Origin of the sequence: Phycicoccus sp. (assembly GCF_035325325.1) — a bacterium.
Lineage (GTDB): Bacteria > Actinomycetota > Actinomycetes > Actinomycetales > Dermatophilaceae > Phycicoccus.
Window position 1 is genome coordinate 1 of the sequence record NZ_DAOLAC010000043.1, and the last position, 22,982, is coordinate 22,982.

Annotated in this window: 20 protein-coding genes; 15 read left to right on the top strand and 5 right to left on the bottom strand. The window is 74.4% G+C overall.

Annotated elements, in window-relative coordinates:
• The coding region (locus PKA89_RS18110; RefSeq protein WP_324421906.1) for an acyltransferase at nucleotides 1-866 on the top strand (866 nt) is incomplete at its 5' end.
• Here PKA89_RS18110 and PKA89_RS18115 read toward each other — a convergent pair.
• Both PKA89_RS18115 and PKA89_RS18120 read right to left on the bottom strand, forming a co-directional pair.
• Nucleotides 844-2,361: a hypothetical protein gene (locus PKA89_RS18115; RefSeq protein ID WP_324421908.1), complete on the bottom strand. Its 1,518-nt coding sequence runs from the start codon at nucleotides 2,359-2,361 to the stop codon at nucleotides 844-846. The genes PKA89_RS18110 and PKA89_RS18115 overlap by 23 nt on opposite strands.
• Entirely contained in the window at nucleotides 2,358-4,568 is a 2,211-nt protein-coding gene (locus tag PKA89_RS18120) for a hypothetical protein (protein WP_324421910.1), read from the bottom strand. Before PKA89_RS18120 ends, PKA89_RS18115 begins: the two co-directional genes overlap by 4 nt.
• A gap of 57 nt (nucleotides 4,569-4,625) precedes the next feature.
• On the opposite strand from PKA89_RS18120, the gene PKA89_RS18125 reads away from it, so the two are divergent.
• Complete coding sequence (locus PKA89_RS18125; protein ID WP_324421912.1) at nucleotides 4,626-5,996, top strand: hypothetical protein; 1,371 nt, start codon at nucleotides 4,626-4,628, stop codon at nucleotides 5,994-5,996.
• 3 nt (nucleotides 5,997-5,999) lie between these two features.
• On the opposite strand, the gene PKA89_RS18130 is transcribed toward PKA89_RS18125, so the two are convergent.
• Nucleotides 6,000-7,307 carry a hypothetical protein gene (locus PKA89_RS18130; protein ID WP_324421914.1) on the bottom strand — a complete coding sequence of 436 codons (1,308 nt, stop codon included), beginning with the start codon at nucleotides 7,305-7,307 and terminating at the stop codon, nucleotides 6,000-6,002.
• A gap of 323 nt (nucleotides 7,308-7,630) precedes the next feature.
• On the opposite strand from PKA89_RS18130, the gene PKA89_RS18135 reads away from it, so the two are divergent.
• From PKA89_RS18135 to PKA89_RS18170, 8 genes are all read left to right on the top strand, one after another.
• A complete protein-coding gene (locus tag PKA89_RS18135; RefSeq protein WP_324421916.1) occupies nucleotides 7,631-7,810 on the top strand; it encodes a Flp family type IVb pilin in 180 nt (59 codons plus the stop codon).
• A gap of 94 nt (nucleotides 7,811-7,904) precedes the next feature.
• On the top strand, nucleotides 7,905-8,105 hold the full coding sequence (locus PKA89_RS18140) for a Flp family type IVb pilin (RefSeq protein WP_324421918.1): 201 nt from the start codon (nucleotides 7,905-7,907) through the stop codon (nucleotides 8,103-8,105).
• Between the two features lie 166 nt (nucleotides 8,106-8,271).
• Nucleotides 8,272-9,051 (top strand): RcpC/CpaB family pilus assembly protein, encoded by a 780-nt coding sequence (locus PKA89_RS18145; RefSeq protein WP_324421920.1) that lies wholly within the window; start codon nucleotides 8,272-8,274, stop codon nucleotides 9,049-9,051.
• Nucleotides 9,048-10,226, top strand: coding sequence for an AAA family ATPase (locus PKA89_RS18150; protein ID WP_324421922.1), 1,179 nt, complete (start codon nucleotides 9,048-9,050; stop codon nucleotides 10,224-10,226). Before PKA89_RS18145 ends, PKA89_RS18150 begins: the two co-directional genes overlap by 4 nt.
• Nucleotides 10,223-11,623 (top strand): CpaF family protein, encoded by a 1,401-nt coding sequence (locus tag PKA89_RS18155; RefSeq protein ID WP_324421924.1) that lies wholly within the window; start codon nucleotides 10,223-10,225, stop codon nucleotides 11,621-11,623. The genes PKA89_RS18150 and PKA89_RS18155 overlap by 4 nt, the downstream gene beginning before the upstream one ends.
• Nucleotides 11,620-13,629, top strand: coding sequence for a type II secretion system F family protein (locus PKA89_RS18160; RefSeq protein WP_324421926.1), 2,010 nt, complete (start codon nucleotides 11,620-11,622; stop codon nucleotides 13,627-13,629). Before PKA89_RS18155 ends, PKA89_RS18160 begins: the two co-directional genes overlap by 4 nt.
• A 1-nt stretch (nucleotide 13,630) precedes the next feature.
• Nucleotides 13,631-14,542 carry a type II secretion system F family protein gene (locus PKA89_RS18165; RefSeq protein WP_324421928.1) on the top strand — a complete coding sequence of 304 codons (912 nt, stop codon included), beginning with the start codon at nucleotides 13,631-13,633 and terminating at the stop codon, nucleotides 14,540-14,542.
• Nucleotides 14,543-14,680: 138 nt separating this feature from the next.
• On the top strand, nucleotides 14,681-14,809 hold the full coding sequence (locus tag PKA89_RS18170) for a hypothetical protein (protein ID WP_324421929.1): 129 nt from the start codon (nucleotides 14,681-14,683) through the stop codon (nucleotides 14,807-14,809).
• Between the two features lie 17 nt (nucleotides 14,810-14,826).
• On the opposite strand, the gene PKA89_RS18175 is transcribed toward PKA89_RS18170, so the two are convergent.
• Together PKA89_RS18175 and PKA89_RS18180 are read right to left on the bottom strand one after the other, a co-directional pair.
• Nucleotides 14,827-15,483 carry a response regulator transcription factor gene (locus PKA89_RS18175; protein WP_324421931.1) on the bottom strand — a complete coding sequence of 219 codons (657 nt, stop codon included), beginning with the start codon at nucleotides 15,481-15,483 and terminating at the stop codon, nucleotides 14,827-14,829.
• A 17-nt stretch (nucleotides 15,484-15,500) separates the two neighbouring features.
• Nucleotides 15,501-17,096, bottom strand: coding sequence for a histidine kinase (locus PKA89_RS18180; RefSeq protein WP_324421933.1), 1,596 nt, complete (start codon nucleotides 17,094-17,096; stop codon nucleotides 15,501-15,503).
• Between the two features lie 113 nt (nucleotides 17,097-17,209).
• Here PKA89_RS18180 and mtrA point away from each other — a divergent pair, with 113 nt between their 5' ends.
• The 5 genes from mtrA (at nucleotide 17,210) to raiA (ending at nucleotide 22,934) form a co-directional block, all read left to right on the top strand.
• Nucleotides 17,210-17,887: an MtrAB system response regulator MtrA gene (mtrA, locus tag PKA89_RS18185; protein ID WP_349255531.1), complete on the top strand. Its 678-nt coding sequence runs from the start codon at nucleotides 17,210-17,212 to the stop codon at nucleotides 17,885-17,887.
• A gap of 38 nt (nucleotides 17,888-17,925) precedes the next feature.
• Complete coding sequence (mtrB, locus tag PKA89_RS18190; RefSeq protein WP_324421937.1) at nucleotides 17,926-19,548, top strand: MtrAB system histidine kinase MtrB; 1,623 nt, start codon at nucleotides 17,926-17,928, stop codon at nucleotides 19,546-19,548.
• On the top strand, nucleotides 19,545-21,314 hold the full coding sequence (locus PKA89_RS18195; protein WP_324421939.1) for a GerMN domain-containing protein: 1,770 nt from the start codon (nucleotides 19,545-19,547) through the stop codon (nucleotides 21,312-21,314). Before mtrB ends, PKA89_RS18195 begins: the two co-directional genes overlap by 4 nt.
• Nucleotides 21,315-21,425: 111 nt before the next feature.
• Nucleotides 21,426-22,157 carry a phosphoribosyltransferase family protein gene (locus PKA89_RS18200; RefSeq protein ID WP_324421941.1) on the top strand — a complete coding sequence of 244 codons (732 nt, stop codon included), beginning with the start codon at nucleotides 21,426-21,428 and terminating at the stop codon, nucleotides 22,155-22,157.
• A gap of 147 nt (nucleotides 22,158-22,304) precedes the next feature.
• On the top strand, nucleotides 22,305-22,934 hold the full coding sequence (gene raiA, locus PKA89_RS18205) for a ribosome-associated translation inhibitor RaiA (RefSeq protein WP_324421943.1): 630 nt from the start codon (nucleotides 22,305-22,307) through the stop codon (nucleotides 22,932-22,934).
• The last annotated feature ends 48 nt before the right edge of the window (nucleotides 22,935-22,982 follow it).

A 22,982-nucleotide genomic window follows, 5' to 3' on the forward strand; every position in this document is an offset into this window, starting at 1 on the left:
CCCCCCGGCCCTTCCTGCGCCGGCGGGTGGGGCGGCTGCTCCCGCCGGTCGTCCTCCTCGTCGGCGCCGGAGGCACCGCGCTCGTCCTGCTCGGTGGGCTCCCCTGGCGCGACGCGGTGCGCGGTGGAGCACTCGTGCTCGTCCAGGGGACCGGCCTCGCGAGCGGGCTCGGCATCGCGCCGGTCGTCCCGTTCCACCCGACGTGGAGCCTCACCGTCGAGTGGGTCTTCTACCTCCTGGTCCCGGCCGCCCTCGTCGCCCTCCGCGCGCGTGGACGCGACGAGCGGTCGGTGACCCGGCTGCTCGCCGGGTCGGCCGCCGTGCTCTACCTCGTGGCCCTGCCGCTGCCGGCCGCCGCGTTCTACCACCTGCCGGTCGGTACCCTGGCCGTCCTCGTCGCGGGTGCCGCCCTCGCCACGTGGCACCGGGTCGCGCCGACCACCCCGGTCGACCCCGTCCGCAGCGCGATGGCCCTCGTCATGCTCGGCCTGTTCGTCGTCCTCCCGGGCAGCGGAGGCGGCGCCGGATGGCGGCTGGCCGTCGTCCCGGCGACGACCCTGGCGACGCTGGTGCTGCTGCACGCGGTGCGGGCCGGTGACCCGGTGGCCGGTCGCCTCGCCGCGGCCCCGCTGCGCGCCGTCGGGCAGCGGGCGTACAGCCTCTACGTCTGGCACGTCCCCGTGCTGTGGCTCGTCTGGACGCTGACGCCCGACCTCGGCCCCTGGGCGCGGGCTGCCGTCGCCCTCCCCGTGGTCGCCCTCGTCACCGTCGTCGCGTTCGAGCTCGTGGAGTGCCCGGTCCTGCACCCGGGCGTGGACCGGCGCCGGGCTCCCGTCCCGGCGGTCAGCGCCGCACCCACACCCTGAGGCCCGGCGACCCGGCGACGGCGGACCACCCGGGGTCGGAGTCGAGGGCGCGGGCGAGGCCGGTGGTCGGCAGGTCGGGGGAGTCGGCGAGCAGGACGCAGTCGGCGCCCGTGACCGCCGGGACCGCCGTGCTGCGTCCGGAGAGGACCTCGAGGGCCTCCCGGTTGCGGGCCGCGCCCCAGTAGTCGGCCCGCGTGTCGACCCACACCCGGACGTCCGGACGCAGCAGCAGCACCGGGCCGGCGGATGCGGGGTCCGAGAGGAGCCGGCAGCGGTCCGGGAGCGCGTCGAGCACCGCAGCCTCCGGCGGTCGCCCGAGCCGGGCCCCGGCGAGGACCACGAGCGGGGAGAGGAGGACGAGGGTGAGCCAGCCGACGACCCGCCACGGTCCCCCCACCGACCAGCGCCGCACCACGGGGCTGCGGAACACACCCGCCGGCTCGGCAGCGGTGCCGCGCAGCCGGACCCGACGAGCGACCCGGGTGGCGCCGACGCCCGCGAGCGGCGCGAGGGCGAGCAGCGCCAGCCCGACGAAGCGAACCCCGAACAGCCCGCCGGCCGCGGCCGGGGCGGCGAGCACGAGCAGCGCGGCGGCCAGCCCGACCCGGTCGTCCTCGCCGCGGCGCGACCAGCGGCGGCGGGTGGCGACGACGCCCGCCACGGCGAGGACGAGGGCGAGCAGTGCGGTCGGCACCCAGCGGGCCGCGAGGCCGGACGCGGTCGGCGCCATCCACTCGAGGACGACCCCGGACGCCGCGTCCTGGACCGTGCGGGTCACCGTCCACGCGTCCAGCCCGTAGGGCCCGGCGGCGAGCCCGGCGACCAGGCCCAGTCCGGTGCCACCGAGGACGGCGGCGCGCCGGGCCGCCCCGAGGGCGGGGGTCGCGAGGCCGAGCACGGCCACCGAGAGCCACAGCGCGGGGGCGAGCAGCAGCCAGGACAGGTGCAGCCAGCTGCCGGCGGCCGCCACGAGGAGCCCACCGACGAGCGACCCCGCCGCGAGCAGGCCGACCGGGGCCCGCACCGCGGGAACCCGCAGCCGGTCGGCGCCGAGCACGGCCGCGAGGAAGAGGGACTGCGCGGCGAGGGTCGCCCGCGGGGAGACCATCGGCAGGGCGAGGAGCAGGACGGCGAGGACCCCGCCGAGCGCGGGCAGCGGGTGGGCGCCGAGCCGCCGCGCGAGCACCAGGACGAGGGACGTGTAGACGAGCATCGACACGAGGCCGAGGACGAAGAACCCGCCGAAGCCGGCGGCGCGCCACGCCGCCCCGAGCGCGTCGTTCCACGCCGGCGAGGTCTGGGTGAAGAGCCGGTCGACGGGCGCCCAGCTCCACGAGTCGGGACGCGAGAGCGGTGCGCCGGAGAGGTTCTCGACGCCGGCGCGCACCTGCCAGTACGGGTCGCGCTCGTCGACGACGCCGGCCCGGACGACGGCCAGCGCGGCGAGGGCCAGCCACGGCAGGAGCCACCCGCGCCGCGAGGGCGCCCCTGTCACGGGAGGACCCAGCCGGTCTCGACCTGGTCGAGGAGCGAGACCGCACGACGACCGTCGTCGGCGGTGACCCGCAGGTCACTGAGGAATGCGGTGGTCACCCGGTCGCCGGTGCCCTCCTTCTCGGCCGGGCCGGACACCCGGACGGTGAGGTCGGTGGCGCCGCGGCGCGCCTCCACGGTGAGGGTGAGCGGTGTCGCCGCGGCCGCGGACGTCGTGACCCGGGCCAGCTCGGTGGCGCCGTCGGAGACGGTCACCTCGCGCTCGGCGTCGCCGACACCGCGCACCGACACTGTCACCGTGACCCGCACCGGCGCACCGGGGTTCGCGACGGAGATGCCGCCGAGCGGTCCGACGTACTGCCCGAACGTGCCCCCGACCCGCTCGGGCTCGTAGCCGCCGACCGTCACGAGCACCGGGGCGAGGACCTGTGCGCGCCGGGCCGCGTCGCCCTCGCCCGCCGCCCCGGCCTCCCGCAGGTCCCACGCGACGAACGTCCCGTCGGGGGTCCACGCCGCGGGCTCGCCCCAGGCGGCGGTGAGCTCCTGCGACGGGTCCTGGGCGGCCGAGAAGCCCTCGGTGTCGACCTCGAGCGCGCAGAAGCCCGCCGAGCGCAGGTCGGCCGCGAGGGCGTCGAGGTCGCGGGTGTCGACGGCCGACATCCACTCGCTCGCCGCGGTGCCGCGCATCGCGGCGACGCTGAAGCGCAGGTCGCTGCCCGCGAGGTAGGGCTTGAGCTGGTCGTAGCCCTCCATCCGCTGCGGCCCGAGGGTCTCGGGGTAGGGCAGCACCGGGACCTGGAAGACGCCGCACCCGGCCCCGACGCGCTGCTGGAGTGCCGAGGTGTACGCGCGCAGGCCGTCCATCTCGCGGGCGATGGCCCGGTGGTCCGGCGCCACCGCCGGGTTGGTCTGGTCGAGGCTGCCGACCACGACGAGCGCCACGGCGACCACACCCGCGGTGAGGACGCCGCGCCGGCGCTCGAGCCGGGTCAGCCAGGCGCCGACCGCGAGGAGGGCCAGGACGAGGATGTACAGGGACATCCGCGACCACGTGCGCACCTGCGGCGTCGCGAACACCGCGATGAACGAGCCGAGCCCCCCGACGGTGTAGAGGAGGAAGGAGACGAGCATCAGCCCGGACCAGCGGGCGTGCTCCGGGTCCGGCCGGCGGCCCGAGACGAGGACGAGCAGGCCGAGCACGGCCAGCCCGACCATCCCGGCGGTGCCGACGATCCCGAGGGCCGAGGTCTCGACGGTGGCGCGGGTCGCCGACCGGTAGGCGAAGGTGAGGTACTCGAGGCCGGGGACGCGGTGGTCGGGCCACGGCAGGACGAGGTCCATCAGCTTGCCGGCGTACAGCTCGGACTCGGCCGGGTTGCGCTGGGCCGGCACCCGGCCGGTCACGAGGTCGCCGCGGAGCCCGAGCCGGGCCGCCGCGAGCGGGAGCGCGATGCCCACGACGATGCCGGCCATCACGGCGAGGCCGCGGAGCAGGTCGGCGGGGGTGCCGCCGCCGAACCGCCGCCCGAGGGCCGCGACGAGCAGGAGGACGAGGGTGAACGCCACGTAGTAGACGCCGCTCAGCCCGACGACGACGACCGCGGCGACGGTGACGAGGGTGCGGCCGCCGCGCCAGCGCGGCATGGTGGCGCCGGCCGGGGAGAGCAGCGCCCGGCCGCGGGCGACCTCGAGGACGAGCCAGAGCGCGACGGGGACCACCCAGTACTGGGCGAGGTAGAGGTGGCCGAACCGTTCGGCGTGGCCGGGCGCGTTCGCGAGGAGCACCCCGAGGACGAACCCGGCGGCACGGGAGAGACCTTGGCTGCGGGCGAGCAGGTACCCGGTCGCCCCGGTGAGCGGGAAGGAGAGGACGAAGTAGACGCTGCCCGCGGTGAACGTGCCGGGCAGGACGAGGTCGAGAGCCTTGATCGCCAGCATGTGGACGACGTTGAGCTCGGGGAAGAACGAGCCGTCCTGGCCCAGCGGGAAGCCGAGGTCCGGGTTGCGCCAGTACCACCCGTGGTCGTGGATGTCCTTGAGCTGCATCGAGATCTGGGTGTGGTCCCAGCCGAGCGCGATGGGGTTGCGCGGGTCCCACTCCCACAGGCGCAGCGACCACGCCCCGACGGCGAACGCGACGAGCACGGTGGCGGCGAGCCACGGCACCTCACGCGCCCGTCGAGGTCGTGTCGCGGTCCCGGCGGCCATGGTCGTCGATTATGGTCGAGCACCCGCTCCGACCACGGCAGCTCGAGGATTCCCGTCATGTCGCGGACCGCCGCACCCGCCCGTCCCCGGGCGTTCCCGTTCGCCACGCTGGTCGCCGGCGCGTGGGTGCTCGGCCTCGCGTGGTTCGTCGTCCTCGGTTCGGACCTGCTCTGGGTGGTCGCCCTCGGCGACTCGATCCGTGCCACCGGGAGCCTGCCGGACGGCATCCCGTTCGCCACTGCCCCGCAGGCCGGCTGGCACAACCCGATCGTGCTCGCCGAGCTGCTCCTGTCGCTCGTCGACGGCCTCGGGGTCCCCGCGCTCGCCGCCCTGCAGCTGGTCGTCGTCGCGCTCACCCTGCTCGTGGTCCTCGCCGACGGTCGCAAGCTGGGGGGCGGCGAGCTGCGCGGGGCCATCGTCGTCTCGCTCGTCGTCGTCGGCGGGTCGGCGGCCTTCGCCGTGACCCGGCTGCCGTCCCTGTCCCTCGTCCCGTTCGTCCTCGCCGTCCTCGTGATGCGCCGCCAGCACGACCACCCCGGCCGTGGGGCCTGGTGGCTCGTGCCCCTCTACCTCCTCTGGGGCAACCTCCACGGTGCGGTGCTCGTCGGCCTCGCCGTGCTCGGCGTCTTCCTCGTGCTCTCCCGTGGGGGTGGGCCGGTGCTCCGGCGGCTCGGGGTGGGCCTCGGCTGCGCGCTCGCCCTCCTGCTCACGTCGGCGGGCACCGGCACGCCGGCCTACTACCTCTCGGCGCTGCGCAACGAGGCGGCGGCGCGGGGCACCGACCTCTGGGCCCGGCCCGACCTCGGGCACCCCCTCGACGTCGCGATGCTCCTCGCCGCGCTCGCGCTGCTGCTCCTCGCTCTGCGCGGTCGCCCCCCGCTGTGGGAGTGGGTGGCGGCGGCCGGGCTCGCCGTCGGGACCGCCTCGGCGGCCCGCAACGGCATCTGGCTGCTCCTGTTCCTCGGGGCGGCGGCGATGCGCCCGCGTGCGCCGCGCGAGCCGTCGGACCTCCCCACCGCGCCCGGCCGGCTCCTGGTCCCGCTGGCGACGGGTGTCGTCGTGGCCGTCGCCGCCGGCGCCGTCCTCGTCGGCCGGGGCTCCTCCGCCGGCGCGCCGGGGGAGCGGGTCGCGGTCGCGGTCCGCGAGGTCGCCGCGGGCCGGCCGGTGCTGGCCGTCGAGCCCCTCGCCGAGACCCTCGCCCGTGACGGCGTGACGGTCTGGGCCGCCAACCCGATCGACGCCTTCCCGCGCACGGTGCAGGCAGACTTCCTCGACTTCCTCCACGACGGCACCGTGCCGGCGGCCGCGGACGTCGACGTCGTCGTCCTCGGCAGCGACCGCGCCGCGGTCCTCGCCGGGACCGGCGACTGGCGCGTCGTCCGCGAGGTCGACGCGCTCACCGTGCTCGAGCGGGTTCCGGCTGGCTGACGGTCAGCCGGCGCGGGTCCACAGGGCCCAGTCGCCGTCGGCGGCCGTGCGGGCCCAGCCACCCGTGCCCGCCAGGGCCCGGTCGAGGGGCTCACCGGCGCGGATGACGACCGCGCGCACGTCGTGGGCGTCGGCGTACGCCGGCCAGCCCGGACGCGCCGCCGTCAGGTCCTCGTACGCCGCGGCCGTCGCGGGGGAGTAGACCTCGGCCCGCAGGTCGCGCAGCACCCGGACCCGCGGATGCGTCCAGAGCACCCAGCCCGAGGCGTACGCGTCGACGACGGTCGTCGTCCCGTCGGGCAGCCGCTCGAGCGCCGCGTCGACCGTCGGCGGCAGCGGTCCGGCCTGCGGGCCCCCGAGCGCGACGCCCGGCACGACGAGGAGGACGAGCGCGGCCACGGCGGCCGGCAGCAGCTCGCGCCGCGGCGCGACGGTCGGTGCGGCCCGCGGGAAGGACCGGGCCAGGGCCGGCACGAGGAGGAGGGCGCCGAGGGCGATGGTGCGCACCGACGTGGCGGCGAGCACGACGCCGGCCGCGGCCAGGAGCAGCGTCGCGGGGTCGAGGCGACGGGCCCGGACCGCGCGCACGACGACGACGACGGTCAGGGCGACGACGAGGACGAGAAGCGGGTTGCCGGGGGAGGGGGCCCGCCACTCGTTGACCGTGCTCCGGGCGGCGACCCCGACCGCGAACGGCTCGAGGAGGAGCCCGGGCCCGAGCGGTGTGAGGGCCGGGGCGAGGGCGGTCCCGACGAGCACCGCAGCGAGCCGGCCCCACGGCACGTCGCGCCGGGGCCGTTCGAGTGCGAGCCCGACGAGGACGAGCACGCCGAGCGCGACGCCGACCGGCCAGGAGCCGTGCACCATCGCCCAGAGCCACGCGACGGGCACGAGGACCCAACGCGGGCGGGTGTCGTGCAGTGTGCCCGTCCACAGCAGGAGGGTCAGCGCCGTCGCGACGATCCCGAGCAGCTGCGGGCGCTCGCCCCAGCCGGCCGAGGTCGCGACGGTGCCCGCGGTCGCGACGACGACGGCGGCGAGGGGGCCGGTCCACCGGCGCGCCGTGGCGTGCAGCAACCCGGCGAGCGCGACGAGGAGCAGCGCCCGGACGACGTGCAGGCCGAGCACCCCGGCGGCGTCGTGGACGGCGAGCATGCCTCGCTCCGCGAGCCACTGGGTCGGCGCGTACGGACGGTCGGCGAGGACGGCCATCGGGTCCGGGAGCCTCCCGAACCACGTGCCGGACCGCAGCTCGGCGCCGATCCGCAGGTGCAGCCACAGGTCGACGTCCGGCGCGGTCCGCAGCCGCACCAGCTCCGCGACGAGTGCCGCGCACAAGACCCAGGCGACCCACAGAGGCGCTGCGCCAGAACGTTTTTCACGTTCCTCGTCAGGCAGTGGCGTAGTGCGGGTGGTCATCGGGATGGTCTCCGTGGGCGGCCGGCGGGCAGGGGTCGAGCATGGCACGGAAGCCCGCCGACACCCCCTCCGGAGCGATCGGCCGAACGGTTGACCCCGCTGCACCGTACGGGCGGGGAAGCACGGACCCATCGGCGTATGTCGGGCGGGGCCGCGACCTGACAGCGTTGTACCTGCTCGACAGCACCCCTTCGTACCGAAAGGCATCACCCGTCATGACCAAGGCTCTCGTCAAGCTCCAGCAGAAGTTCGCCGACCTCCGCTCCGAGAAGGGTGCGACCGCCGTTGAGTACGGCCTCATGGTCGCCCTCATCGCGGTCGTCATCATCGTCGCCGTGGCCCTCCTCGGCAAGAACCTCAGCACCCTGTTCAACACGGTGTCGAACAGCGTCTGATCCGAGCGGATCACCACGAGATCGGGGCGTCGGTCGCCGTCGGGTCACCGATGCGGCCGGCGCCCCGAACCACATCCGAAGGACAGGTGACCCGATGACCACCCTGCTGACCCGGGCGACGCTCCGGATCCGCCCGCTCCTCGAGCGAGCGGCCCGTGCCCACACCGACCGCGGTGCCACCGCGGTCGAGTACGCCCTGATGATGGCGTTCATCGCGATCGTCATCGTCGCGTCCGTCATCCTCCTGGGGCGCAACCTCTCCACCTTCTTCAGCGACACCTCCAACAGCATCTGACGAAGACGGCGGACGGCCGTCCACCCACCCCGCCCGCGGCTCGCCTCCCGGCGCACCGCGGGGACCACCGGAGGACGGCCACCCCGCGGCCACCGCCACCCACATCCAGACTTCGGCGCGAGCACCGCGCCCACGCTCTTCCCACCTCTGTAAGGACATGGTTCCCATGGGTCGTCGTATCCTCGCCATCCTCACGGCCGCCGTGATCGCCCTCGTCGGCGCCGTCCTCGTCCTCGTGTACGCACGCGGCGCGGACGCCCGCGCGGTCGCCGCCGCGAGCCCGACCAAGGTGTACGTGACCAACACGGCGATCTCGGCCGGCACCTCCCTCAAGGACGCGGTGCGGCTCGGCCAGCTGGTCCAGACCGAGGTCGCCGCCCGGGCCAAGCCCGTCGGGGCGCTCGAGAAGGTCGACGCCGACAACAGCGACCTCGTCGCCCTCAGCGACCTGACGCCCGGACAGTACGTCCTGTCGGCCGCGTTCGGCGACACCCCGGTCGGCGAGAAGGCCCTCCAGGTCGGGGCGGGCAAGCTCGCCGTCTCCGTCCAGCTCCAGGACCCGGCGCGGGTCGGCACCTTCGTGACCCCCGGCTCCTACCTGACGATCTTCATGACCTACAGCATGTCGGCGATCAACAAGAGCTCCGACGGCGCGGCCGACCCCAAGGCCCTCGGCACCGGCACCTCGATCCTCCTCGACAACGCCAAGGTCATCGCCATGGGCGACGCGTCGCTCACCCCGGCCCCGACCACCGCCGACGGCGGGCAGCCGGCGCAGAGCGCCAGCTTCCTCGTCACCCTCGAGGTCACTCCCGAGCAGGCGGTCCGCCTGGTGCACGGCATCAACAACTACACCCTCTACGCCGGCCTGCGCGGCTCCGAGCTCAAGATCGACCCGAACCTGTCGATCAGCGACCAGACGATGCTGAAGGACAAGACGCGGTGATCATTCTCTGGGACCCCGACCCCGGTGCACTGGAGCGCTACCGCTTCGCCCTGGGGCCCGACACCACCTCCCTCGACACCTCGAACCTCGTCGCGCGTGCGCTGCACGACAACGCCCAGGTCGACCAGGTCGTCATCGGCAAGGACGTGCCCCTCGACGAGGCGTGCAGCCTCTCCGAGGCAGCGCGTCTCGACCGGCCCGAGCTCGGCGTCATCCTGCTCCGTGCCCGGATCGACGTCACGACGCTCTCGCAGGCCCTGCGCTCCGGGGTCCGCGAGGTCGTCGGCGCCGACGACCACACCGGCCTCGCCGACGCCCTGCGCCGCAGCCGCGAGCTGACGTCCCGGCTCGTCGGCCACGCGAGCGGCGGTGCCACCCGTGACGGCAAGGTCATCACGGTCTTCTCCGCCAAGGGCGGCGTCGGCAAGACGACGCTCTCGACGAACACCGCCGTGCACCTCGCGAGCGGCGGCCAGAAGACGCTCCTCATCGACCTCGACCTCTCCTTCGGCGACGTCGCGATCAGCCTCCAGCTCGTCCCCGACCGCTCCATCTTCGACGCGGTGTCGATGGCCGGCAGCATCGACGACGAGGCCCTGCGCGACCTCGTGACGACGCACGAGCCGAGCGGTCTCGACGTGCTCTGCGCGCCGAACGACCCCGGCGACGCGGACCGCATCCCGGTGTCCACGATCGGCGAGCTGATCAAGGTGGCGCGCCGCTGCTACGACTACGTCGTCGTCGACACGCCGCCGAGCTTCACCGAGCACGTGCTCGGGGCGGTCGACCTCTCCGACATCCTTGTCCTCATCGCGACGCTCGACATCCCGGCGGTGAAGAACCTGCGGGTCGCCATCGACACGCTCGACATGATCGGCAGCCCGAAGGACGCCCGCGTCATCGTGCTGAACCGGGCCGACACCAAGGTCGGCCTGCGGCCCGAGGACGTCGAGTCCGCCATCAAGACCGCGATCGCCGTCAACATCCCGAACTCGCTGAGCGTCCCCGCCTCGGTGAACCGGGGCGTGCCGATCGTCCTCGACGAGCCCCGCGCGCCGGTCACCGTCGCGATCAAGGACCTCGTCGACGCCCACATCCGTCCGCACGCCGTGGGCCAGGAGGCCGAGCTGGTCGACGCCCACGCCCGCAAGGGTCTCTTCAGGAGCCGTCGATGAGCCTCGCCGACCGTCTCGACAGCGTCCGCCGGGCCCAGGCCGCGGCGACCCAGCAGCAGGCCCCCGCCCCCGGCTCCGGCGCCCCCCAGCGGCCCGGGGCCACTCGGCGTCGGGTCCTCGACCCGTTCGCCGAGGTCAAGGGTCGCGTCCACCAGGCGCTCATCGACAGCCTCGGCCCGCGCCTCTACGACCCGCACCTGCCCGAGGCCGAGCTGGCCCAGCAGGTGCGCCAGACCCTCCAGCAGACGATCGACGCCGAGCAGACCCCTCTCTCGCACGCCGACCGCACCCGCATCGCCCAGGAGGTCTCGGACGAGATCCTCGGGCACGGCCCGCTCGAGCCACTGCTGCGCGACCCGGACATCTCCGAGATCATGGTCAACGGTCCGGACAGCATCTACGTCGAGCGCAGCGGCAAGCTCTACTCGGTCGACACGCACTTCTCGAACGAGGCGCACCTGCGCCGCGTCATCGACAAGATCGTCGGCCGGGTCGGCCGCCGCGTCGACGAGGCGAGCCCGCTGTGCGACGCCCGCCTCCCCGACGGCTCGCGCGTCAACGCGGTGATCAACCCGATCGCCCTCGACGGCGCGATGCTCACCATCCGCAAGTTCTCCCAGGACCCGTACACCGACGCCGACCTCATCGCCTTCGGGACGATCACGCCGAGCGTGCGCGACTTCCTCAGGGCCTGCGTCATCGGCCGGCGCAACGTCATCATCTCCGGCGGTACCGGCTCCGGGAAGACGACGACCCTCAACGTCATCTCCTCCTTCATCCCCGAGGACGAGCGCATCGTCACCATCGAGGACGCCGCCGAGCTCCAGCTGCACCAGGACCACGTGCTGCGGCTGGAGTCCCGCCCGGCGAACATCGAGGGCAAGGGCGCCATCGCCATCCGCGACCTCGTGAAGAACAGCCTCCGCATGCGGCCCGACCGCATCGTCGTCGGCGAGGTCCGCGACGGCGCCGCGCTCGACATGCTCCAGGCGATGAACACCGGTCACGACGGCTCGATCACGACCGTCCACGCCAACACCCCGCGCGACTCGCTCTCCCGCCTCGAGACGATGGTCCTCATGGCCGGTGTCGAGCTGCCGGTGCGGGCCATCCGCGAGCAGGTGGCCGGCGCGGTCGACCTCATCGTCCAGCAGGCCCGCCTCAAGGACGGGTCGCGGCGCATCGTGGCCATCACCGAGGTGGTCGGCATGGAGGGCGACGTCGTGACGCTCCAGGACATCTTCACCTTCGACTGGTCGGCGGGCCGTGACGAGAACGGCCGCTTCCGCGGGACGCTCGTCTCGACCGGGCTGCGGCCGAAGTTCCTCACCGACCTGCAGGACCTCGGCGTCGAGGTGTCCCCGCAGCTGTTCATCAACGGGGCACGGCTGACGTGAGCACCGTCCTCGCTCCCGTGCAGCGGCGGTTCGCCGCGGTGCCCGTCGCCCTCGCGACGCTTGCCGCCCTCGTCCTGCCGCTCCTCGGCGCGCCCGCGGCCGCGGCCGCCGACGTCATCCCCTCGACGCTCAGCGACGTGCGGGTGACCAAGGACAAGGTGACCGCGACCCTGGTCCTGCGCCCGAGCTCGGCGGTCACCGTCGACTGGAAGAGCGTGACGGCGACCTTCGGCTCGCGGCTCGCGCCGGTCACCGTCTCGGAGCCGTCGAAGCAGCCCCGCTCGACGATGCTCGTCATCGACACCAGTGGCTCGATGGGCCCTGCCGGGATGGCGACGGTGCGGGCCGGCGTGGCCCAGTTCCTCGCCCACGTCCCGGCCGACGTCAAGGTCGGCGTCGTCTCGTTCGCCTCGACCTCGGGCATCGACGTCGCACCGACGACCGACCACGCCAGGGTGAGCCGCGCCGTCGACGCCCTGCGGGCCGGTGGCGAGACCTCGCTGTACAAGGCGGTCCAGGACGCCGTCGTCGGCCTCGGCACCCAGGGCGAGCGGAGCCTGCTCCTGCTCAGCGACGGTGGCGACACCGTCGCCGCGCTCGCCGGGGGCGACGCCAAGGCGGCCAGCGAGCGGGCCAAGGCCCTCTCCGCCCTGAGCCGCGCCAAGGTGCGCGCCGAGGTGGTCTCCTTCAACTCGGGCGAGGCCAACACCGAGGTGCTGCGCCAGTTCGCCGCCGCCGGAGGCGGATCGGTGGCCAACGCCGCCGACCGGGCCGCCGTCGCAGCCGCGTTCAACGCTGCTGCCGTCGCCCTCAACTCGCAGGTCGTCCTCACCATCACCAAGCCCGCCGACGTCGGCGGCGCGCAGACCCTGAAGATCGAGGGCACGGCCTCCGGGCGCACCTTCGACAACAGCTCCCAGCTCAACCTCGCCGACGTCGCCCCGCCCGTCGTGCCCGAGGACGACACCCCGGTCCCCGCGGCGATCGAGGACACCTCGACGAAGATGACGGCCCTGACGGCGGTCGCGCCGACGCTGCTCGTGCCGGCCATCGCGGTCGTGTTCCTCGGGGTCTTCGGCCTCATGGTCGCGTTCGTCGGCCCCAACCTGTTCCGCAACCGCAGGGCCGACCGGCTCGAGGCCATCGAGACCTACGGCATCGGACGCGCCCGGGCCAGCCAGCGCCAGGCGCCGAGCGCCGCCGCGATCAGCCAGTCCATCGTCTCGATGGGCGAGTCGATCATGGAGGGCCGCGACTCGACGACGAAGACGATGGAGCTCCTCGTCCGCGCCGACCTGCCGTGGCGGGCGGGGGAGTGGCTCGTCATGCGACTCGTCGCCGTCGTCGTCTTCATCGCCGGTTGCCTCCTGCTCTTCTCCCCCCTGGCGTGGGTCGGCGCCCTCATCGGGCTGGTTCTCGGCCTCATCGCCCCGCCCTTCGTCCTGCGCTTCCTCGCCAAGCGGCGGGCGCGCAAGTTCGAGTCGGTGCTCCCGGACGTCATGATGCTCGTCGCGACCTCGCTCGCCTCCGGCTTCAGCCTCCTGCAAGCGCTGGACTCGGTGGCCAAGGACGCCACCGAGCCCGCCGCCAAGGAGTTCAGCCGGGCCCTCGCCGAGGCGCGGATCGGCTCCGACGTCTCCGACGCGCTGGACAAGATGGCGGTCCGGATGGACAGCCACAACATGCGCTGGACGACGATGGCCATCCGCATCCAGCGCGAGGTCGGCGGCAACCTCGCCGAGACGCTGCGGACCACCGCCTCGACCCTGCGGGAGCGCGAGATGCTGCGCCGGCAGGTCAAGGCGCTCTCCGCCGAGGGCCGGCTCTCGGCGTACGCGCTGATCTGCCTGCCGATCGGCCTGTTCTTCTACAGCATGTGGGCCAACCACGACTACGTGAGCCTGCTGTGGACCCGCACGCTCGGGCTCATGATGCTCGTCGCCGGCGTCGTCGCCATCGGCCTCGGCATCGTCTGGATGCGCAAGATCGTCAAGATCGAGGTTTGACGTGATCCTCCTGCTCGCCGCCACCGGCTTCATCGCCCTCGCGATCGTCGTCGTCGTCCTCGCGGTCGGCCTCGGCGCCAACAGCACCACGGGAGTGGCCCGTTCGCTCGAGCTGCTCGAGCACAAGGCCACCACCCGCGAGGTCGCCCGCAACGAGCTCGGGGTCCAGGAGCGGCTGCTCGTCCCGATGCTCGACCGGCTCCGCGGCCTCGCCGACCGGATCTCGCCCGCGGGCACCGGCGGTCGGATCGTGCGCAACCTCGACCGGGCCGGCAACCCGCAGATGTGGACGGTCGAGCGGGTCATGGGGGCCAAGGGCCTCGGCCTCATCCTCGGGGTGGTCGTCGTCGTCGCCCTGCTCGGACCGACCTTCCAGGGACTGCTCTTCGCGCTCGTCGCCGGCGTCGTCGGGTTCTTCCTGCCCGACCTGCTCGTCTACAACGCAGGCCTCAAGCGCCAGCAGGACATGCGCAAGGGCCTCGCGGACGCGCTCGACATGCTCACCGTCTGCGTCGAGGCCGGCCAGGGCTTCGACGCCGCCATCCTCCAGGTGGCGCGGACGGTCACCGGACCGATCGCCGGCGAGTTCGCCCGCGTCCTGTCCGAGATGCAGATCGGCAAGTCACGCGGTGAGGCGTTCTCCTCGCTCGGTGAGCGCACGACCGCTCCGGAGCTGAAGAACTTCGTCAGCACCCTCGTCCAGGCCGACCGGCTCGGCCTCCCGATCGCCGCGGTGCTGCGCGAGCAGACCAAGGAGATGCGCGTCGTGCGCCGGCAGCGTGCCGAGGAGCAGGCGCAGAAGGTCACCGTCAAGATCCTCTTCCCGCTGCTGCTGTGCATCTTCCCGGCCCTCTTCATCGTCATCATCGGGCCGGGCGCCATCCAGATCATGGACGCGTTCAGCAACCTCTGACCGGTGGCGTGCTGCTCCGTCGGCGGGACGGCCGTGTGCGAGGCGCGCACAGCGGGCCGGGACGGTGGTTCACTGAAGGGCATGGCGAGCGAAGGACGCGGTCCGGGTGTGGTGAGCAGCCGTGGGTGGATGGTGGTCGTGGCCCTCGGCATTCTGCTCATGGTCATCTCGATGGCCCGCCACGCGGAGTCGCTGGCCTGGGTGGGACTGGTCGCTGCCGCCGTCGGCATGGTCGGCCTCGTCGTCCACTCCGTGCTCGGTCGCTGAGGTCGCCGCCGCGGACCTCAGGTGCGGTCGACGTCGGCGACGAGGCCGAGGCGCACGGCCGCGATGACCGCGCTCGCCCGGTTGTGGGCGCCGAGCTTCTCGTAGATCTTGCCGATGTGCGTCTTGACCGTCGACGGGCTCATGAACAGCTGCCGGCCGACCTGCGCGACGGAGGCGCCCTCGACGAGGAGCTTGAGCACCTCGGTCTCGCGGCTGGTCAGCGTCGTCGTCGGCGTCTCGTGCTGGCGGCGCATCGCCTCCGCGAGACCGCTGGCCGAGAACTCGAGCGGGAAGTCGGCGGCGCGCCGCACGGCGGAGAGGACCTGGTCGGCCGGGGCGCTCTTGCGCACGAGGGCGGAGGCGCCGGCGTCGAGGGCCTCGAGGAGGGTCGAGTCGTCGCTGAGCATCGTGAGGACGACGAGGCCGATGTCCTTCGAGCGGTCGCGGACGGCACGGACGAGCGAGAGCCCGGAGCCGTCGGGCATCGTCACGTCGATGACGGCGACGACCTTGCCGGGGGGCGGCGTGCGCAGGAGCCGGTCGAAGAGCGCGCGCCCCTCGCCGAGCGAGCCGGCCTGGCCGACGACGCTGATCTCGTCCTGGGCGTTGAGCATCCCCGCGACGGCCTCGCGGACCACCGCGTGGTCGTCGACGAGCACCACGCTGATCGTCACGGTCCCCTCCTCAGGGTTCAGGTCGCGGAGAGCGCGCCCGCGGCGGACGGCTCCTCGACGGTCAGGTTAACGGTGGTGCGGCCGTTCGGCTCGTTCCTGACGACGAGTGTCCCGCCCAGCTCGTCGAGCGTGCTGTTCCGGTAGGACCTCCGGGCGCGTCGCGGGTCGCCGTCGTGCGACACCTCCACGACGGCCGGACCGACCACCGAGCTGGCCAGGCTGACCCACGCGTTGCGGGCGCCGGAGGCCTGCGCGTCGGCGAGGACGTCCATGACGAGCCGGTGGACGAACATCTCGACGCGCGGGTCGAGGCGCCGCCGGCCCTCGCTCACCGTGATCGTCGTCCGGACGCCCGTCATGCTCCCGAAGCTCTGGACCGCCGCGCCGAGGACGGCGCCGAGGCCGCTGCCGGGGCGCTCGGCCACGCGCAGGTCGGTGATGTGCAGGCGCAGGTCGGCCATCGCGTCGCTCAGCTGGTCGCGCAGCGCGTCGAGGCTGTCGCGCATCCCCTGCCCGGGCGGCCCGGCCTGCATCCGCAGGGCGTCGACGGCGTACCCGAGGGCGGCGAGCTCCTGGGCGATGCCGTCGTGGATGTCGCGGGCGATCCGGTTGCGCTCCTCGAGGCTCGCGTACTGGCGCAGGTTGCCGAAGAGGAGGCCGGCCTGGACGGTGGGGGCCAGCCGGCGGGTCACCTCGGACACCGCCCGCCGCTCGGGCTCGGTGAACGGGTGGTCGACCCCGCGCTCGACGACGACGACGGTCGTCGGCCCGGTGCCGTAGGCGAAGGGGACGACGAGGGCGCTGCGCTGGCCGAGCTCGTCGGCGAACGGGATCTCGGTCGGGCGCCAGCTCGCCGGGTTCTGGGCGAGCAGGTCGGAGAGCGCGTCGGCGAGGTACCAGGGTGCGCGGGTCGAGCCGCGCAGCGCGACGGGGACGAGGTGCTCGGAGTCGGACGCGACGAGGACGGCGCTGCGCGAGGACGGCACCTCGGCGGACAGCAGGTCGAGGGCGAGCGTCGCACCGGCCGGCGCGTCGAGCCCGGTCGCCATCTCCTCGGAGAGGTCGTGCAGGCGCTGGATGAGCTGGATCGCCTCGCGCGCAGCCGGATCCGCGTTCTCGAGCTCCTGCTCGGCCGACAGCCGCTGGTTCCACGCGCCGAGCGCGCCGAGGACGACGGCCGCCGCGACCCAGGCGACCAGGCCGATCCGGAAGCCGTCCTGCATCGCGTGCTCCCGCGACGCGAGGAGGTAGACGACGCTGCCGACGACCGTCGTCACGAGGTAGCCGATCCGGCCGAACCGGGTGCCCGCGTGGTACGCCGGGACGAGGATGAGGAGCGAGCCGGCCTGGTCCGAGGTCCAGTAGCCGGCCCCCGCCGCCCCCGCCGAGAGGCACAGGAGGGTGAGCACGACGGTGTCGAGCAGGCCCTGCCGCGAGATGGGCAGCCGGTCGAGCGCGGTGACGACGAGGTCGAGGACGAGGACGACGAGCAACCACGGGGCAACCTCGATGACCTTCGAGGTCACGACGGCGAGGAACACGCTGAGGACGGCGAAGGCAAGGCGGATGGTGGCCGACGCGTCGACACGTGCCAGGCCCAGGAGGCGCACCACGCCCCACAGGGTACGTCCGTCACGCCCGTCACTCCTGCGTTTCGCGGGTTCCGCGAGCCGTCTGTGTGATCATGGTCCCGGAGTCAACGCTCGGGGAAGGACGGGGACCCTACGTGAAGGGACGTGTGCTCGTCGTCGACGACGACCTGGCACTGGCCGAGATGCTCGGCATCGTGCTGCGCGGGGAGGGGCTGGAGGTCGAGCACGTGCCCGAGGGCGGCGCCGCCCTCGAGGCCTTCCGGCACTACCGGCCGGACCTCGTGCTGCTCGACGTGATGCTGCCGGGCACCGACGGCCTCGAGGTGTGCCGGCAGATCCGCGGGGAGTCCGGCGTGCCCATCGTCATGCTCACCGCGAAGACCGACACCGTCGACGTCGTCGTCGGGCTCGAGTCCGGCGCCGACGACTACGTCGTCAAGCCGTTCAAGCCCCAGGAGCTCATCGCGCGCGTCCGCGCCCGGCTGCGCCGCGGCGACGAGCCGGCCCCCGAGCGCCTCGCCATCGGCGACCTGAGCATCGACGTCGCCGGCCACACCGTCACCCGCGACGGCGCCCCCATCAGCCTGACACCGCTCGAGTTCGACCTCCTCGTGGCGCTGGCCCGCAAGCCGTGGCAGGTCTTCACCCGCGAGGTCCTCCTCGAGCAGGTCTGGGGCTACCGCCACGCCGGCGACACCCGGCTGGTCAACGTCCACGTCCAGCGCCTGCGGAGCAAGATCGAGCACGACCCCGAGCACCCCGAGATCGTCGTGACGGTCCGCGGCGTCGGCTACAAGGCGGGCCGGGCCTGACCGTGTCCGGGTCGGCCGAGGTCGGCGTGCGTCCGGTCGTGCCCGGACGCACCGCCCGGGTCCGGCAGGCCGTGCGCGGCGCCGGCGCGTCGGTCACCGCGCTGCTCCGCTCGGTGCGCAGCCGGTGGCGGCAGTCGCTGCGGCTGCGGGTCGTCGCGACGACGATGCTGCTCGGCCTCGTCGTCGTCACCGTCCTCGGCTCGGTGCTCCACGCGCAGATCGCCGGCGGCCTCGAGCGCAGCCGGGTGACCAACTCCGAGTACGAGGCGCTCGCGCTCACCGCGCAGGCGCAGGCCCAGTGGGACGCCTCGACGTCCTCGTCGGTCGACGAGCTGAACCAGGCCGCCAAGGACATCATGGGGAAGATCCTCAGCGCCCCCGGCCCGGACCCCAGCCGCTACGTCGTCATGGACCGCTCGGTCGGCAACGACAGCGACATCGTCCTCGCCGAGGTGCGCAGCAACCGGGCCGTCGGCATCGACGTCGTCGGCCAGCAGCTGCGCGAGGCCGTCGCCGCCGACCCGACCCGCCAGCAGACCCAGCTGACCGAGCTGCGGATCGCCGGCCAGGACGTGCCGGCGGTCATCGTCGGCAGCGTCGTCCAGGTGTCCTCGACGGCCGGGCCGTACGACCTCTACTTCATCTTCCCGATGGAGCAGGAGGTCGCGACGATGGACCTCATCGGCAACGCCTTCCTCGTCGCCGGCGTCATCCTCACCCTCCTCGTCGGCGCCGTCGCCTACGTCGTCACCCGGCAGGTGGTCACCCCGGTCCGCCGCGCCGGGGAGGTCGCGCAGCGGCTGTCCGCCGGTCGGCTCAACGAGCGGATGCCGGCCCGCGGCGAGGACGACCTCGCCCTGCTCGCGACGTCGTTCAACAACATGGCCGACAGCCTGCAGAGCCAGATCCGCCAGCTCGAGGGTCTCTCGGCCGTGCAGCAGCGGTTCGTCTCCGACGTCTCCCACGAGCTGCGCACGCCGCTGACGACCATCCGGATGGCCGTCGACGTCATCCACCACTCGCGCGGCGAGTTCGAGCCGTCGGTGGCACGCTCCGCGGAGCTGCTCGCCGGCGAGCTCGACCGGTTCGAGCTGCTGCTCGCCGACCTCCTCGAGATCAGCCGCTTCGACGCCGGCGCCGCCGCGCTCGACGTCGAGCCGGTCGACCTGTGCGGCACGGCCCGCAAGGTCGTCGCGGCCGCGCAGCCGCTCGCCGAGCGGCGCGGCAGCACCCTCACCCTCCACGCCTCGGGCGAGCCGGCCGAGGCGGAGGTCGACGAGCGGCGGGTCGAGCGCATCCTGCGCAACCTCGTCGTCAACGCCGTCGAGCACGGCGAGGGGCGGCCGGTCGACGTCCACGTCGGGGTCGGCCCGGACGCCGTCGCCGTCGTCGTCGAGGACCACGGCGTCGGGCTGCGGCCGGGCGAGGCGGCCAACGTCTTCACCCGCTTCTGGCGCGCCGACCCGGCCCGGGCGCGCACGACCGGCGGCACGGGCCTCGGCCTGTCGATCTCCCTCGAGGACGCCCGCCTCCACAACGGCTGGCTCCAGGCCTGGGGCGAGCCGGGGGAGGGGTCCCGCTTCCGGCTCACCCTGCCCCGCCTGGCCGGGCACAGCCTCCACTCCTCGCCGCTCCCGCTCAGCCCCTCGGACGAGCCGTGAGCCGCCTCCGCGCGGTCCTGGCGGGATGGGCCACCGTCCTCCTCCTCGCCGGGTGCGGCGGGCTGTCCCTCGGCGGAGAGGTCCAGCCGGGCCTCGAGGTCGGGTCCGGCAAGGCGCCGGAGATCGGCTTCCTCCCGGCCGGCCCGGTCGCCGGGGCGAGCCAGGAGGGCATCGTGCGTGGGTTCCTGCGGGCCGGAGCCGCGAGCGACGGCGCGTACGAGAACGCCCGGGAGTTCCTCACCTCCGGCGCGAGCGAGGCGTGGAACCCCGACGAGACGATCGTCCTGCTCGCCGCCGACTCCTCGACGACGGCCCGCCTGCTCGACCCCGCGACCGTGCAGGTCACCGCGCGGGCCGCCGGCACGATCAACGCCTCGGGGCGGCTCACGGCCGCGGCGCCGGGCGCCACGGTCTCGGCCACCTTCTCCCTGACCTCGGTGGGCGGCCAGTGGCGGGTCGACGGGATGCCCCGCGGCTTCGGTCGCTGGATCGCCGACCAGGACGTCCCCCGGCTCGTCCAGCCGTTCGCGGTGCACTACGTCTCGGCCAGCCACCGCGCCACGGTGCCCGACGTCCGCTGGTTCCCGCTCGACCGGTTGGCGACCCGGCTGGCCCGCGCGCAGCTCGACCCGGTGCCCGACCACCTCCTCGGAGCCGCGACGACGGCCGTCCCCGCGGGGGCCCGTCTCCTCGGCGACGCGGTGTCCGTCGACGTCAACGGCGTCGTGTCGGTCAACCTCATCTCGAGCCGCCTCGCCCCCGGCCAGGCGACCCGGCAGAACCTGTGGGCCCAGTTCCTCACCACGCTCACCCAGGACCCCACGGTCACCGCGCTCGAGCTCGCGATCGACGGCGTGCCGGTCGACCTCGACGGCGTCGACGGGCCGGTCTCCTCCCTCGACCGGGTCGGCTTCCCGGCGGAGCAGCCGGTCACCTCGAGCACGCGACCGGTGGTGCGGCGGGGCTCCGCGCTCGCGGTCTTCGACCCGACGGCGAGCCTCCAGGGCCAGAACCGGCAGGCCGGCACGACGCCGAGCTACCCCGCCGTGCCCGCGGAGTACACCCACCTCGCGCTCTCGGCCGACGGCGGCGAGCTGGCCGCCGTCGACCCCTCCGGCGACGGCGTCTCGCGGTGGCGGGGCACGACCCGCTACGAGGTGCCGGGCTTCGGCGCCGACGTCGGGTCCCCGGCCTACGACCGGCGCGGCTTCCTCTGGGTGGGCGGGGTCGGCAACGACCGCGCGGACCGGCTCTGGGTCGTCGACACCCGCGCCGACCCCGCCGACGCGTCGGCGGCGGCCGCGCGCCCGCTCGAGGCGAGCTGGCTGGACGGCCGGGTGGTGCTCGAGGCGCGGGTGGCGGCGGACGGCGACCGCGTCGTGGTCCTCTCGACCCGCGCCGACGGCAGCGGGGTCTCGCTCGACCTCGCGGGCGTGGTCCGCGGCGCCGGGCAGCGGCCGGAGCGGCTCTCGGCGCCCATGCACCTCGGCACCGGCTTCACCTCGGCCATGGCGCTCACCTGGCTCGACGACCGGCAGGTCGCCACGGTCGCCGCCGTCGGCCGGGCCCCGGCACGACCCGTGGTCGTCGGGGTCGACGGGGCGGTCACCCCGCTGCCGGAGGCGCCCGGTGCCCGGTTGCTCGCGACGACCGGCGGCGAGCGCAACCTCTACGTCGTCACCTCGGCCGGGCGGCTCCTCGCGCGCTCCGGCGTCCGGTGGGTCGACAGCGGACCCGCCTCCGACCTCGCGACGGCGGCCGGCTGACCGGACCGCGGGGTCGGGCGTCCGTCCACAGGAACGCTCACGGCGGGTGCTCGTCCACAGCCGGGCACCGAGGGCTGGCGGTGCCCGTCCGGTCCCGACGATGCTCGCCCGATGGACGTCGTCGACCGGCTCGTCGCCGGGCTGCACGCCGCGGGCGGGCTCGTGCTCCCGGCCCGCTGCGGCGGCTGCGCGGCGCCGGGTCAGGTGTGGTGCCACGACTGCCGGGGCGCCGCCCGCCGGCCACCACCGTCCACCACGCCCGCCGTCGGGACTCCGGCGTGCTGGGCGGCGACGAGGTGCGAGGGGCCGGTCCGGGCCGCTGTCACGGCGCACAAGGACGGCGGGCGACGCGACCTGCGGGCCGGCCTCGCCGACCTCCTCGCGGTCGCCGCCGCCCGTGCCCTCGCCGGCGACCCGGGTCTGCGCGCGGCGGTCCGCCGGGGCGTGCCGGTGCTGCTCGTGCCGGTGCCGGAGTCGCGGCGAGCCGGACGCCGGCGCGGCGAGGACCCCGTCGGGGCGCTGGCCGCCGCGGCCGCGGCAGCGCTCGACGACGAGTCGGCCGTCCTCGTCCGGGCGTTGCGCCACGTCCGGCCGGTGGCCGACCAGACCGGGCTCGGCCGGGCCGCCCGCGCGGCCAACCTCGCCGGCGCCCTGGCCGTCGCTCCCCGGTTCGCGGACCGCGTCGAGGGGGCGGCGTGCCTCGTCCTCGACGACGTCGTGACCACCGGCGCCACCCTGGCCGAGGCGGCCCGGGCCCTGCGCGCGGCGGGATCGGTGCAGGTCGCCGCGGCGGTCGTGGCCGCCACGCCGAGGAGCCCGCGCGGGCCCCCGGGCGCGTCGTGACGCAGGTGACGTGGCCGGTTCTCCCGTCGTGGTTGTGGGGGTCCCCGGGGCGGGCTAGCGTCTGTGCATGGACCCCGTTCTCCGGAGGTGGTGCCCCTAGGCACGAGCGCGACTCGCCCCCACACCACCGAGCACGAGGAGGACCACGTGGACATCGTCGTCACCGGACGGCACCTGACCGTCTCCGACCGTTTCCGGGACCACATCGCGGAGAAGCTGGCCAAGATCACGCAGCTCGAACCGCGCACCCGGCGGGTCGAGGTCATGGTCAGTCACGAGGCAAACCGCCGGCAGGCCAAGGCCTGTGACCGGGTCGAGGTGACCTGTTACGCCAAGGGTCCCGTCGTGCGCGCGGAGGCGTGCGCGGACGACAAGTACGCCGCCCTCGACGTCGTCCTCGACAAGCTCATGGAGCGGCTGCGTCGGCAGAGCGACCGCCGCCAGGTGCACCGGGGCCGTCGCACGCCGGAGTCCGTGGCGATGGCGACCGCGCGCATCGAGGCGCCCGACGACTCCTCGGTCGAGGGCGCGGGCGCCTCCGACGGCGGGCCGTTCGGCGACTCCCCGATCGAGGTGCGCGAGAAGGTGCACCGCTCGACCCCGATGACCCTCTCGGACGCCCTCGCCGAGATGGAGGCCGTGGGTCACGACTTCTACCTCTTCCACGACGTCGAGACCGGACGGCCGAGCGTCGTCTACCGCCGCCGTGGCTGGTCCTACGGAGTGCTCCACCTCGACCTCGAGGACGAGGAGCACGTCGAGGAGGCCGCGTCCTGACCGGGTGTCGGGCGTGGGGGCTGGGCTGGTGGACCTCGACCTGACACC